Here is a 12,919-nt window from a genome sequence, read left to right on the forward strand (position 1 = left end):
GCAGCGGCTAAAGCTCGATGAAGGGCTGGAAGCCGCCGAAGATCATGCGCTTCATATCGAAGGGCATGGGCCCCGAATCGGGCGTCAAACGCGGATCGGCCATAACCTTGGCCATTACCGCGTCGCGGCTTTGCCTGGACGAATAGACGGCCCAGGCGAAGACGACGATCTCGTCGTCTTTTGCCTGAACGGCACGCGGAAACGAGGTCAACTCGCCATAGGGCACGTCGTCGGCGGTACATTCGACGTAGGCGAGCGCTCCGTGTTCCTTCCATATCGGGCCTGCGAGGTTGGCCAGCTTCTTGTAGTCATCGATATTTGCCTTCGGCACGGCGAGCACGAAACCATCGACATAGGACATTGGGTTTTCCTTGGAGTATCTCACAAAGCTCCTTACCGGCGTCAGCCGGTGAGGAGCTTTGTCAGCGGTGGTCAGTCTTTCTTCGCCGGCGCGTTCATCGCCCATTCGACCCCGAAGGGGTCGCGCATGTTGCCCCACTGGTCGCCCCAGAACATCAGCTGCAGCGGCACTGCGACTTCGCAGCCGGCACCGACCGCGCGCTTCCACCAGCCATCGATCTCGTCGGCGCCGAGATGGAGCTGCATGGTATAGCCCTGCGGCTTGACGGCAGGCATGCCGTTTTCGGGGTAGAAATCGGAAATCATCAGCGTCGAGCCGTTGATGTGGAGATGGATGTGCATCGTGCGGCCCTGCTCATCGGGCGGATAGAAGAACACCTGTTCGGCGCCGAAAGCCTTCTTGTAGAATTCGGCGGCCTTGAAGGCGCCGTCCAGCTGCAGATAGGGGGTCAATCCACCGAGAACTTTCGCGGCCGGCTGAATGGGGGTCTGGTCGGTCATGTCTTGTTCCTCTTTGGGTTTGGTCTGGGCATTTGGTTTGGCCTTGCGAACCCTAGGACGAACGAGCCGGCCGCGATCCTACATGTCTGATGCGATTTTCTGGCGAAACGAACTTGCGTCGGCGGCGCCCAATCAGAGCGCAATGCTCGCTGTCAGCAGGCTAGAAAGGGGACTGCTCCTTTAACCCCGCTAAGACGACAATGATCCTCTATTACCAGACCCATTCGCCCTTTGCGCGCAAAGCGCTCGTCTTCGCCCATGAGGTCGGGCTTGCCGACCGGCTCGAGGTCATTCATCACGAGACCAGCCCGACCTTGCGCAATGCCAGTGTCTACGCCGAAAACCCGCTCGGCAAGGTGCCGGTGCTGCTGCGGCCGGATGCGCCGCCGCTCTTCGATTCCGATGTCATCTGCGCCTATCTCGATACGCTGCATGACGGCCGCAAATTGCTGCCGCAGGACGGCGAAGCGCGCTGGCAGGCGTTGCGGTTGCAGGCGGTCGCCCAAGGCCTGGCGCAGACGGGCATAGGCCTGCGCTGGGAGACGGAAAGGCGGCCCGAACAGTTGCGCTATGCAGCGCTTGCCGAAGGCTACCGGGAAAAAATCGAGGCCAGCTATGACTGGATCGAAAGCGCGCTGGACGACGAGACACCGCTCCATGTCGGCCATATAGCGCTTGCCACCACGCTGTCCTGGATGGCGTTCCGCCAGCTGCCGTCCTTTCGCGCGCGGGCGCGGCTGACGCGCTGGTTCGAGGCGTTCGAAAAGCGTCGATCGATGCAGGCGACGCCGCTGTCGGGCGATACGCATGACTGAGCAACGGTCGCCCCGCGGCGGCCTGCATCGATCTTTCCCGACCCATGGTCAGGGCGCCCTGCAGATCCGCGGGCCGTTTTGCGCGTCGATGAGGATTTCCGGCCAGCCGATATCCTTGCGCAGTTCGATCGGCAGGGCCAGAAGCTCGCGCTCGCTGCGATAGCGGGCGCGGTTCTGTGCGTAACGGGCGGCGACGCGGCCTATGGATGACAGGATGGACATGATGCGTTCTCCTCAGATGAAGCCGGCATCATCGTGTCGGCATCCCAAGGACGCAGCAGGTTCAGGCGATCCGACAGAGCGCTGAAAATATTCTGGGAGATGTGAAACCATGGGCCGCAACACAGTGCGGCCCATGGTGGTAGTTCCTCAGCCCGCCGTTTCAGCCACTGAGCGGAAGAAATCCTCGGGGTCTTCGACTTCGGTCAGCTTCCGCTTGTCGATCAGCCAGAAGCGGTTGCCGATGGCGCGGATGAAGGAACGGTCGTGCGAGGCGAGCACACAGCTCGCCTGGTGCTTGAGCAGTTCCTCCTCCAGCGCTTCCTGGCCGTCGATGTCGAGATGGTTGGTCGGCTCGTCGAGCAGGTAGAAGTTGGGGTTGGCGAGTCTCAGCGCCAGCATCATCAGCCGCGCCTTCTGGCCGCCGGACAGCACGCCGATCTTCTTCTCCTGCATCTCAATGACAACGCCGGCGCCGGCAAGCAGCGAACGGGCGCGCTGCTCGCCGACATCGTAGCGGCGCGAGACCATGGCCAGCGGCGTGTCGTCGCCACTGATGCCGGCCAGCGCCTGGTCGCTGTAACCGAGCGCCGTCGACGGCGTCACTTTGACGTTCGGCACCGTGTCAGGCTCGGAGATGGCATTGCGGATCAGGTTGACGAAACGCGACTTGCCGACGCCGTTGCGGCCGAGCAGCACGATGCGATCGCCCTGGCAGATGTGGCGCTTGCCGGTCTTGAACAGCAGCATGCCGTCCGGCGTTTCCACCGTGGCGTCGTCCAGCGTAATCAGCACCTTGGCATGGGTGCCGCGGTTGGCCAGCCGGATCGCGCCGGCTGATTTCTCGCGATGCGCCGATACCGCGGCGTCTTCCAGCTTCTCCGCCCGTTCCCTGAGTTGCTTGGTCTTCACCGTCAAAAGGTCGCTGCCGGAATTGATGCCGATGTTGTTGAGCTTGGCGGCCTGCTTGCGCAGTTGCTGCGCCACCTTCATGTCGCGCTCGAACCGGCGCGCCGTCGAAGCGTCCAGGTCGTCGAGCGCTTGCCTCGCCCTGGAATAGGGCAGTGCAAACACCGGCGAGTCCTCCGGGCGCAAGAACAGCGTGCGGTTGGTGACGGCGTCGAGAAAGGCGCGGTCGTGACTGGCGATGACCACCGGCACCTCGCGAGGCAGGGCGTTCAGCCAGCTTTCCAGCTGGCTGATCTTGGCGAGGTCGAGATGGTTGGTGGGCTCGTCGAGCAAAAGCACATCGGGGTCGGTGACCCAGACGCGGGCAATCAGCGCCAGCCGCTGCCATCCGCCGCTCAGCGCCTGCATCGGCCGTTCGCGCATCGGCTCGGGCACGTCGAGCGAATCCAGCGCCACGTCGACCCGCCACATCTCGCTGTCGGCCTGCCCCGCCGGCAAGGCGTCGGCCACCACCTGGTGGAAGCTGCGGCCGAGAAGGGCAGGAGGAACGGATTGTTCGACATGGCCGACGCGCAGGCCGCGCGTGCGGGAAATGTCGCCGGAGGTCGGCTCCATTGCGCCGGTCAGGCACTTCAGCAAGGTCGACTTGCCACGGCCATTGGCGGCAACGATGCCGAGCCGGTCGCCGGTGCCGATGGTGAGGTCGAGGTTGGAAAACAGCGGCGCACTCATGGTGACGCCGAGGGATTTGAGGCTGATCAGGGCCATTGTGATTTCTCTGGTCTTGCCGGTGTCCGGCTCAATGCACTTTGACGGTGCGCGTGCCGGCCATCAGGCTCAGCTTTGCGCACCACGAAGGGCAGACCAAAAAAATCGAAGCGGGAAAAAACCCGTGATGTCCCTGGTCAGCCCTGCAAGCGAACTCGCAGGGCAGAAATCGGGCCACGCTGACGATGGTGATCGATAGACACGCAGCCCTCCTTTCAAGACAAAACTTTGAGTGTGTGGAGCGATTACACCAAAGGCGGGGGTGGAGGCAAGTGGGCGACGGATGCGGCGGTGGTGGAGCGCTCTTCCCTTCTCCCACAAGGGGAGAAGGGAAGAGGTCTATTTCCCCGGCCGTCCCGTCTTGCCCGGCCGGCGCTTTTCGCGGCGGGCGTCGCCTGGGTCTTCGTAGGAGCCGATGCCGGCGCGCTGGCGAATCATTGGCTTGGCGTCGCGATCCTTCGCGCCTGTCCCGCCGGACATCTCCCCCAGCTGGGGGGAGATTGGCTGGGGCTTGGCCGGCATTTTTCCTTCGACCGGCTTTTCGGTCCGCCGAACCGTCATCTCGTCCAGTGAGTTCTTCTTGAACAGGGGCCTAGTCGCGTCGCCCGGAATGCCGAAGTCGGAGCCGTGCGCTTCCTGCGCCGACTGTTTCTTGAACAGCGAGCGCGACACCGCGCCTGACGGCGTCGGCATGTCGGTACCAGGCCCCATATCGTCGATCGACGGCTTGGCAAATAGCGGCTTCTTCACCGGCACGGCGCCCTCGGCACCCATTTCGTCGAGCGCCGGCTTGCGGAAGAGGTTGGACCGGGCAGCCCTGGCCGCCTCTTCAGCCGCGCGTGCGTCGTCGAACTTGCGGAAACGCTCCTGTTCCTCAGCCGTACGGTGCTTGGCCACGCCCTTGTTGTGCTTGCCCTTCTCGCGGCCGGAGACCGGGCTTTCCATGTCGGCGTATTTGGCCAGCGGGTCTTCCGAGATGGACAGTTCCATCTCGCGCAGCCGCTTGATCTCGTCACGGATGCGGGCGGCCTTCTCGAAGTCGAGATTGGCGGCGGCGTCGCGCATCTGCTTTTCCATGGCGTCGAGATGAGCCTTGAGATTGTTGCCCATCATCGCACCGGCGCCGTCGGTGAACTGCGAGATATCGGCGCGGACATGGTCCTTCTCGTAGACCGAGTCCAGAATGTCGGAGATGCGCGACTTCACCGATTCCGGGGTGATGCCGTTGGCCGCGTTCCATTCCATCTGCTTTTCGCGGCGGCGGTTGGTCTCGGCCATCGCCCGCTCCATCGAGCCGGTGACCTGGTCGGCATAGAGGATGACCTTGCCGTCGACGTTGCGGGCGGCGCGACCGATGGTCTGGATCAGCGACGTCTCGGAGCGCAGGAAGCCCTCCTTGTCGGCGTCGAGGATGGCGACGAAACCGCATTCAGGAATGTCGAGGCCTTCGCGCAGCAGGTTGATGCCGACCAGCACGTCGAAAGCGCCGAGGCGGAGATCGCGTAGAATCTCGATGCGCTCCAGCGTGTCGATGTCGGAGTGCATGTAGCGAACGCGCACGCCTTGCTCATGCAAATATTCGGTCAGGTCTTCGGCCATGCGCTTGGTCAAAACGGTGACCAGCGTGCGGTAGCCGGCGGCCGTGGTGTCGCGGATTTCGCCGACGACATCGTCGACCTGGCTTTTCGCCGGGCGGACTTCGACCGGCGGATCGATCAGGCCGGTCGGGCGGATGACCTGCTCGGCGAACACGCCGCCGGCCTGTTCCATCTCCCAGGCGCCGGGTGTCGCAGAAACCGCGACGGAGAGCGGACGCATGGCGTCCCATTCCTCGAAGCGCAACGGGCGATTATCCATGCAGGAGGGCAGGCGAAAACCATACTCCGCCAGTGTCGCCTTGCGCCGAAAGTCGCCACGATACATGCCGCCGATCTGCGGCACGGTGACGTGGCTTTCGTCGATGAAGACCAGCGCGTTGTCGGGGATATATTCGAACAAAGTCGGCGGCGGATCGCCCGGCTGGCGTCCCGTGAGATAGCGCGAATAGTTCTCGATGCCGGCGCAGGAGCCGGTGGCTTCCAGCATCTCAAGATCGAAGCGGCAGCGCTGTTCGAGCCGCTGTGCCTCCAGCAGGCGGCCGGCGCGCTCGAGCTCGACCAGCCGGTGCTTGAGCTCCTCCTTGATCGACTTGATCGCCTGGTTGAGCGTTGGACGCGGCGTCACATAGTGCGAGTTGGCGTAGATCTTGACGCTCTTCAGCTCGCCGGTCTTCTGGCCGGTGAGCGGATCGAATTCGGTGATCGCCTCGATCTCGTCGCCGAACATCGAGATGCGCCACGCCCGGTCTTCAAGGTGAGCCGGGAAGATTTCGATCGTGTCGCCGCGCACGCGGAACGAGCCGCGGACGAAATTGATGTCCTGGCGTTTGTATTGCTGGGCGACGAGATCCGCGAGCAGAGCCCGCTGGTCGAGCCGGTCGCCGATCTGCATCTGGAAGGTCATCGCCGTGTAGGTCTCGACCGAGCCGATACCGTAGATGCAGGACACCGAGGCGACGATGATGACGTCGTCGCGCTCGAGCAGCGAACGCGTGGCCGAATGGCGCATCCGGTCGATCTGCTCGTTGATCGAGGATTCCTTCTCGATGAAGGTGTCGGTGCGCGGAACGTAGGCTTCCGGCTGGTAGTAGTCGTAGTAGGAGACGAAATACTCGACCGCATTGTCGGGGAAGAATTTCTTGAACTCGGAATAGAGCTGCGCGGCCAGCGTTTTGTTGGGCGCCAGGATCAAAGCAGGGCGCTGCGTCTGCTCGATCACCTTGGCCATGGTGAAGGTTTTGCCGGAGCCGGTGACGCCGAGCAGCACCTGAGTGCGATCATTGTTGTCGACGCCCTCGACAAGATCCTTGATGGCGGTCGGCTGGTCGCCGGCCGGCTCGAAATCCGACACCATCTTGATGGCGATGCCGCCTTCGGATTTTTCCGGGCGGGCAGGGCGGTGCGGCGTCCACAGCACGCCGTCCTTGTGCAGCGGGTTGCCGGATTCGATCAGCGCCGACAGCGCCGCGACCGTCGCGGTGACGCTGCCCGAGGCCATCGTCTCGGCGTCTTCCAGCGAGATGTCGAGACCGGCGACCGGGTTGAGGCCGGCGGCGGTGCGCTCGCGGGCCGTGGCCGCGCCGCCCATCGAGGTGCCGCGCGAACTGCGGCCGGGGGAGGTTGAGCGTTCCGGAATCTTCTTCGCCACCTTCGGCGGCTTGGCGCCGCCGGAACTACGCCCTTCCTTCTCGGCCTCCTGCTCTATCTGCTCTGCCCAGTCGGCAATCGAGCCGCTCAGCGGCGTGCCGGTGAAGTCGGCCTGCGGCGCCTCGGCGAAGCCGCCTCTGTGCAGAGGCTCCGAGGCATCGAGGAAATCGGTCAGCGGGCTGCGCCGCTTCGGCGGCGAAGCGCCGTTGTCACCCGCCGGAGACGGTGTCTTTTTGTCAGGGAGTTTGGCCATGCCCCAAATATGGGCAGAGTCCGCCAAAATGGAAAGAGTGCAGTGGCGAAGGGCGCTAAGCGGGGTCGAAGCTCCTGACACAAGGGTGTCAGGAGCTGTGTTACGCGAAGCCAGGCCGCCTGCTCAATTGAACCACAGCGCGAAGGTCAAAAACCCACCGCCACCGAACTGGCGCTGGATCTGGTCGAACTCGCCGCTGGTTACGATCTCACCGCTCTCGAGGTAGGGCGCGATGGCCGGGCCGGTAATCGACAGCACTAGGTCGAAAGGCTTCGGTTCTTCGAAGAAACGCTTCATGTTGATGCCCTGGCCGGTGCTGACCGTGATGCGGAAATGCGGCAGCAGCTTGCGGCCTTCCAAAAGGTCTTCGGCCATGGTCAGAGTGGCGAGCCAGGCCTCGACCTGCTCCTCGCCGACTTCGAGCCCGGTGAGCGGGTTCTCGCCCTTCTGCTGCGGTCCCGGCAGCCATTCGCGGTCATTGTCGGTCTCGGCGCGGATCGCCTTCCAGTCCTGGCGCGACAGCCGGATCATTTCGAGCAGATGGCGGCGCGCCGCTTGACGTCGCTCGGGCTCGACCACCGGCCAGTTGACGAGGTGAACCATGGAGATGAAATCCGCGATGCGCCATTCCGATGAGAAGATGCTGCTGCCCATGTCCCCGGCGGGAGGCACCAGAACGTCCTGCAGCGGCAGTTTGGCGCGCGGGAACAGCATGTGGAACGAGCCGTCGAACATGGTCCTGAAATCATGCGCCAGCCAGAAATCGGCCTGCGCCATCAGGAATTCGGCATAGCCCTGCAGCCAGAAACCGTCGGCCCGGTCGAAGCGGAATGTGAGCGAGGGAGCGGCGCCGTCCGACGAGATACCGCCGCGCGACAGCGAGGCCATGATCGCGGCCATGCTTTCATCCGGCGCGATGGCACCGTCTTCGTTGAGATCGATGCCGGCATGGGTGAGGTCGACGACCATGCCGATATCGGCATCGGCGGGTACCGAGCCCAGAGTGGCCGCGGATGTCTCCAGCCGGTCGCGGAAGGCGACCAGAATGGCGCGGAACTGCTCATAGGTCAGCGGTTCGGGATTGGGATTGTCCGGAATCGGCAGCCGCATCAGCGGCAGCATGAAGGATTGCGGGCTTTCGAACCCGTGGCGGTGCAGGCCGCCGGCCAGGATTTCCAGGGCGGTGAAGAATTCGCCGGCGCCGGCGGCGTAGGCTGACGCCGGATCGCCTTTCGCTGCAGACTCAAGCGTTGTGAGCGCACGGTTGCGCTCGGTCACCGTTTTGGCCTCGACCAAAGCGGTTGCCGCTTTGGGCGCGGCGGCGCGGGCCGAAGATAGCGGCAGCAACAGGAGGAAGGCGGACGCCAGCAGGCCTGCAAAACGTGTCATCTCATCCCTCCACTATGTGATGCGCAGACATTACACGCATTTGGCGCCGTGTCTGCCGGCGGCAGTGTTTCAAGGACTGACGGTCGACACTCCCCGGGCAGACCGTCTACACAAGCTAACCGATTGGGCAAACGATTGGGCGTCGCGTGTCGAACTATCCGCTTTCCTACAAACTGTCATGGCTGCCGCGCTTCCTGAAACCGTCTCTCGGCGGCGATGTCAGGGATCTCGCACCGAGGGCGGCGACGACGATCATCGATCCGCCGCCGGGGCGGAAGGTGCGGCTGGCCTTTGTCGGCGATATTTCGGCGGTGGCCAACCGTAGTGCGCCGGAGTGCGATCCGGAAATCGCAAAGCTCTTGGGCTCAGCCGATCTGGTGATCGGCAATTGCGAAAGTCCGGTCGTCGAGCGGCCGAGCGTGGCGTTTGGCACGCGGCTTGGCACTCACCATGCGATGAGCGAGCGGTTTCTTGCCGCGGCGCTTGCTGCCGTAGGCATCGCGCGTGAAAAGCTCGTGCTGTCGCTGGCCAACAACCATGTGCTCGACCAGGGCGTCGCCGGTTTCGACGAGACCGTTGCGGCGTTGAAGCGGCTTGGAATCCGCACCATCGGCACCGCGAAAAAAGGATCGGTCGAGCAGGTCAAGGCCGGGCCGCTGACGATCGGCTTTGCCGCCTTCACACTGTGGCGCAATGGTGACGCCGGGCCATTCACCGAGCTTGTCTCGATGCAAGGCGATCCGGCGGCATGGCCGAGAGGCGCGGCCGACAAGAACATCGATCTCACCTGTGCGGTGCCGCACTGGGACTGGGAGTTCCGGCATTTTCCGCAGCCGCAAACGCAAACGCTGGCGAGGTTGCTGGCCGGTCACGGCGTGGGGCTGATTGCCGGGCACCACGCCCATGTCGTGCAGCCGGTGCAATGGGTCGGCAAGACGCTCGTGGCTTACGGGCTTGGCGACTTCCTCGGCACGGCGCTGGCGCGGCAGCCCTGGCCCGGCCGCATCGCCGGCATTTTCGTCGTCGATGTCAGCGCAGATCTCGGCATGCGCGGTGCGATCGCCGGGTACCGGATGCATCCCTTCATGCGGCTGCGCGCAGGCGGGCATGAGCGGCTGGTTCCGGTCGAGGCGCTGACTGGCCGGATGAAGGGCAAGGTCCAGGCCAGGCTGAAGGCGATCTTTGGCGACTGACAACTTTCCCGTTATCATAGGTATAATAGGACTTTGCGAGGGGGCGATGGAAGCAGCTGAGTTCATGCCTGATGAAGCGGTGGTCGCCGGCATCAGGAAGAATATCGAGATCTATGAGGCTGGACGGGCTTCGGCCTGCCGCCAGGTGCGCTGGCGGGTGCCGGTGTTTCTGGGGCTGCTGCTGGTTTTTGTCGTGCTGGTGGCCTGGCTGTTCAACAAGGTCGCCGACTTGAACGAGCAATGGTTCTCGACGCCGCATGTGTTCCTCTATGTCGGCGGTTTCTTCGCGGCGCTGCTGCTGTACTTCCTGGCGATCAGGCCGGCGACGCGGCTGCAGCAATCGTTCCGTGACACGCTGCTGCCGATCATCTTCGGCTTCATCAGGGATGTGCGCTATCAGCACAGCGTGACGCCGAATTCCTTCGACCGGCTGCCGCGCGCCGTGGTCGGCGCCTTCAACCGGCAGAGCTTCGACGACATCGTGTCAGGCCGCTACGAGGATTTTCCGTTCGAGCTCTACGAGGCGGAGTTGCGCCAAGGTTCGGGCAAAGGCTCGTCGACGGTCTTCAAGGGCGTCATCGTTGCGTTCGAGACGATCGCGCCGTTCCCCGGCATATTGGTCGCGACGCGCCGCAGCAACGCGGTGGTCGGTTTCTTCCGCGGCATCTTCGCCGGCAAGATGCAGGAACTGTCCAGCGGCGATCCGCTGCTCGACGGCGACTACGAATTTCGCACCGACAATGTCGCCGCCGCGCAGCCGCTGGTGAGCGGCCGGTTGGCGCAGGCGCTGAAATGGCTGCACGAGACATGGCGCGATGATCCGGCGCGGGTGGCACTTAATGGCAGCGATGGTTTCCTGCTCTTGCCGCAGCCGAAGAATTTCTTCGAACTGCCCGCCATTTCCGTGCCACTCGATTACACCAAGCACATCGCCCCGATGATCGCCGATATGGGCGCGATCCTGGCGACCGCGGCGCTGGTGCGCAAGATCGGCGCGACGGATGGCGAGGCGGCCGCAAGCTAGGCAGTTCCCGATTGCAACAAGCCGCCATTCATCCGGGTGCGGCTCTCGCGACAAGGCGGACAATATCGCCGAGCCTGCGCTGCTCCTCGGCGGATCTGGAGCGGCTGACCGCGAGGTTGACGACTACCAGTTCGGCTGCCGGCAAGACGCCGATCATCTGACCGAAACCGCCATGGGCGAAATAGCGAACCCTGGGCAAATCCGCATTGCGAAGAACGGTGGCTTCGGACTGGGCTTCGCCATCACGGCCGGTCGTCCACCACATGTAACCATAGCCGCTTCCGTCTGGAGTGATCGAATAAGCCTTTGTGCTGTCTTCGATCCACGCCCGCGGCACGATCTCCGTGCCGCGCCAGCTGCCTTTGCGCAGGTACAGAAGGCCGAATCGGGCAAGATCGCGCGCGGTCATGCGAAAATGATAGGCGGGGTGCTCCGATTCGGGGCCGCGCAAATACGCGCCGTCGTCAGGGTGAAAATCCTGCATGCCGAGCGGGACGGCGATGTCGGCATGGAAGCCGTCAAAAACGGAGCGGCCGGTTGCCCTCTCATAGATGGTGCCAAGGGCGTTGAAGTCCCAATTGTTGTAATACCAGTGGCTGTCCCTGGGGTGGCTGCCGCGGACGGGCCGGTTGGCTTTCATCTGTTCGGATTCGGCGAGCGCCGGGTGGTAAATCCCGGACCGAGCCTTGATGAGATCGCCGACTGTTGCCTGCTTTTCGGCTTCGCTCAACGACGGCGCGACATCATCGATGCCGAGCTCGCCCAGCGTGTTGTCCAGACGAATGCGTCCGCGCTTGACCTCGATGCCGATTAGAGCGCTCAGCAGGCTTTTGCGGACCGAGCGGATGACGACTTTTTTCGAGGCCGAACCGCTGGATGCGACGACAGATCCGCGATGGATGGCCACAGACGCTATCGAACCAAATTGCCGTGCCGCTGCTTTCGCCTCGGCGAGGAGATCGACGTTCCATCCGGCATCGGCCGCCGATACGACGTTCCATTTTTCGCCGGGATATTCAGCCCCTTTCATGTCGCCGCGCCTCAGCAGTCGAAGCCGTAGTTCTGGCGATAATATTCGACATCTTCTTGCGCCATCGTCTTGAACATCACGCAGACGGTGAAGCTGCCGACCTGGCGACCGTTTCTGGTGTAGCCCCAGTCGGAAATATCGTTCCGGTTAAATTCGAGTTCCTGGCCGGCCACGACATTGTGCACCGCTTGCGGCTCATTGGCCAATGTTCCTGCAAAGCCGGTCGCGGTCTTGTGGAAGGGGATGATCCAGAAATGTTCCGAGGCGTCTCCGTCCCTGACCTCGACCTTCAATTTGTAGCTGGTTGTCCCGGCTGGCGGCGCATCCGACAAGGACAGGAATTCATCGAGGCTGGCGCGCGCCTGCGCAATGGCCGCCGCCATTTCCGGATCGTCCCTGGCGACGCCTACAACCTTGTCGCCGCCCTGGCCGGAATCCTGCGCACCGGCCGGAATCGGCGCCAAGGCCAGCACCAGGGACAGCACGGTTCGAACTGCATGCTTCATGAAATGGCGCTCCTGCGTGTCGATGCCTGACACCATCATGCATCTATCTGGAGTTTTCAACGGCAGTGCGACAGCGTGGTATGGTCCGAACGGCAGGCCGCTCACAACCCGCTCGGCACCAGCCCTGCCAGCCAGTTCGCGGACCGCTTGGCAATGCCGACCGTTGCCGACGCGACGCGGCCGAGATCTGTCTTGACCACGGCGTAGCCGTTCCTGGTGCGGTAGAGCACGCCTGTTCCGCCATCGACCACTTGCTCGTAGGCGACGGGCCGTACCGCTGCTGCCTCCATGGCCGTCGTCGGGGAGCCGACGGGAACGCTCGGCCGATGGCTCAGTTCCGGCGGCAACGGGGTTTGGACATTCCGGCTGGCCGGCTTCAGTTCCGGGCGGGATGCGGCCGCCGCCAGTTGCGAAGAAGACGCCGACCCCTTGCTGCGGCAGATGCCAGAGACCAGCGGATAGTCGAAGTTCTTCTGGTGCAGCATCTGGCTTTTCATCGCCGCTTCGCAGTCGGCGATAGTCGCCCACTTCGCCGGCGTCTCGCCGATATATTCGCAAAGCTTGGCGTCGCAGTCGCAGCCGACAATGGTCATGGCGACAAGGGCGGTCTTGATCACGGTCTTGTCCTTCGGATTGCCCCCCGGCAGCCAGTCCTTCCATCGCGCGCGAACAAGGCGGGATTTTGGCCGCGATCACGCGATGAGCCG

The 12,919-nt window shown here is 63.5% G+C and carries 12 protein-coding genes; 3 read left to right on the plus strand and 9 right to left on the minus strand.

Annotated features, from left to right (window positions below; all coding sequences use genetic code 11):
* Positions 1-7: 7 nt before the first annotated feature.
* Positions 8-361, minus strand: coding sequence for a DUF1428 domain-containing protein (locus NKI64_RS07070; protein ID WP_023733342.1), 354 nt, complete (start codon positions 359-361; stop codon positions 8-10).
* A 71-nt stretch (positions 362-432) separates the two neighbouring features.
* Positions 433-861, minus strand: coding sequence for a VOC family protein (locus NKI64_RS07075; RefSeq protein WP_023691563.1), 429 nt, complete (start codon positions 859-861; stop codon positions 433-435).
* 200 nt (positions 862-1,061) lie between these two features.
* Between NKI64_RS07075 and NKI64_RS07080 the strand changes: the two genes are divergently transcribed.
* Positions 1,062-1,676, plus strand: coding sequence for a glutathione S-transferase family protein (locus NKI64_RS07080; protein ID WP_023672010.1), 615 nt, complete (start codon positions 1,062-1,064; stop codon positions 1,674-1,676).
* Between the two features lie 48 nt (positions 1,677-1,724).
* Here NKI64_RS07080 and NKI64_RS07085 read toward each other — a convergent pair whose 3' ends face one another.
* The 4 genes from NKI64_RS07085 to NKI64_RS07100 all read right to left on the minus strand — a co-directional run bounded on the left by NKI64_RS07085 (position 1,725) and on the right by NKI64_RS07100 (position 8,459).
* Entirely contained in the window at positions 1,725-1,898 is a 174-nt protein-coding gene (locus NKI64_RS07085; protein ID WP_023672009.1) for a hypothetical protein, read from the minus strand.
* Positions 1,899-2,045: 147 nt separating this feature from the next.
* Positions 2,046-3,572, minus strand: coding sequence for an ABC-F family ATP-binding cassette domain-containing protein (locus NKI64_RS07090; protein ID WP_023672008.1), 1,527 nt, complete (start codon positions 3,570-3,572; stop codon positions 2,046-2,048).
* Between the two features lie 339 nt (positions 3,573-3,911).
* Entirely contained in the window at positions 3,912-7,070 is a 3,159-nt protein-coding gene (uvrB, locus tag NKI64_RS07095; RefSeq protein ID WP_023672007.1) for an excinuclease ABC subunit UvrB, read from the minus strand.
* Positions 7,071-7,193: 123 nt separating this feature from the next.
* Entirely contained in the window at positions 7,194-8,459 is a 1,266-nt protein-coding gene (locus NKI64_RS07100) for a hypothetical protein (protein ID WP_352667195.1), read from the minus strand.
* Between the two features lie 146 nt (positions 8,460-8,605).
* Here NKI64_RS07100 and NKI64_RS07105 point away from each other — a divergent pair, with 146 nt between their 5' ends.
* Positions 8,606-9,652 carry a CapA family protein gene (locus NKI64_RS07105; protein ID WP_031199227.1) on the plus strand — a complete coding sequence of 349 codons (1,047 nt, stop codon included), beginning with the start codon at positions 8,606-8,608 and terminating at the stop codon, positions 9,650-9,652.
* Positions 9,653-9,698: 46 nt separating this feature from the next.
* Positions 9,699-10,676 carry a DUF3137 domain-containing protein gene (locus NKI64_RS07110; protein WP_023741083.1) on the plus strand — a complete coding sequence of 326 codons (978 nt, stop codon included), beginning with the start codon at positions 9,699-9,701 and terminating at the stop codon, positions 10,674-10,676.
* Between the two features lie 28 nt (positions 10,677-10,704).
* Here the strand turns inward: NKI64_RS07110 and NKI64_RS07115 are convergent, their stop codons facing one another.
* From NKI64_RS07115 to NKI64_RS07125, 3 genes are all read right to left on the minus strand, one after another.
* A complete protein-coding gene (locus tag NKI64_RS07115; protein WP_023823422.1) occupies positions 10,705-11,706 on the minus strand; it encodes a serine hydrolase domain-containing protein in 1,002 nt (333 codons plus the stop codon).
* 11 nt (positions 11,707-11,717) lie between these two features.
* The gene (locus tag NKI64_RS07120; protein WP_352667200.1) at positions 11,718-12,212 is read right to left on the minus strand and encodes a YegJ family protein; all 495 of its coding nucleotides are present in this window, start codon (positions 12,210-12,212) and stop codon (positions 11,718-11,720) included.
* A gap of 101 nt (positions 12,213-12,313) precedes the next feature.
* Positions 12,314-12,829 carry a hypothetical protein gene (locus NKI64_RS07125; protein ID WP_023672002.1) on the minus strand — a complete coding sequence of 172 codons (516 nt, stop codon included), beginning with the start codon at positions 12,827-12,829 and terminating at the stop codon, positions 12,314-12,316.
* Positions 12,830-12,919: the final 90 nt, after the last annotated feature.

Origin of the sequence: Mesorhizobium sp. M0478, assembly GCF_040321305.1 — a bacterium.
GTDB lineage: Bacteria > Pseudomonadota > Alphaproteobacteria > Rhizobiales > Rhizobiaceae > Mesorhizobium.

Excerpts from the sequence above, each read along its gene's own strand:
- NKI64_RS07070 (WP_023733342.1), bottom strand. The coding sequence starts at position 361 with ATGTCCTATGTCGATGGTTTCGTGCTCGCCGTGCCGAAGGCAAATATC.
- NKI64_RS07075 (WP_023691563.1), bottom strand. The coding sequence starts at position 861 with ATGACCGACCAGACCCCCATTCAGCCGGCCGCGAAAGTTCTCGGTGGA.
- NKI64_RS07080 (WP_023672010.1), top strand. The coding sequence starts at position 1,062 with ATGATCCTCTATTACCAGACCCATTCGCCCTTTGCGCGCAAAGCGCTC.
- NKI64_RS07085 (WP_023672009.1), bottom strand. The coding sequence starts at position 1,898 with ATGTCCATCCTGTCATCCATAGGCCGCGTCGCCGCCCGTTACGCACAG.
- NKI64_RS07090 (WP_023672008.1), bottom strand. The coding sequence starts at position 3,572 with ATGGCCCTGATCAGCCTCAAATCCCTCGGCGTCACCATGAGTGCGCCG.
- uvrB (WP_023672007.1), bottom strand. The coding sequence starts at position 7,070 with ATGGCCAAACTCCCTGACAAAAAGACACCGTCTCCGGCGGGTGACAAC.
- NKI64_RS07100 (WP_352667195.1), bottom strand. The coding sequence starts at position 8,459 with ATGACACGTTTTGCAGGCCTGCTGGCGTCCGCCTTCCTCCTGTTGCTG.
- NKI64_RS07110 (WP_023741083.1), top strand. The coding sequence starts at position 9,699 with ATGGAAGCAGCTGAGTTCATGCCTGATGAAGCGGTGGTCGCCGGCATC.
- NKI64_RS07115 (WP_023823422.1), bottom strand. The coding sequence starts at position 11,706 with ATGAAAGGGGCTGAATATCCCGGCGAAAAATGGAACGTCGTATCGGCG.
- NKI64_RS07120 (WP_352667200.1), bottom strand. The coding sequence starts at position 12,212 with ATGAAGCATGCAGTTCGAACCGTGCTGTCCCTGGTGCTGGCCTTGGCG.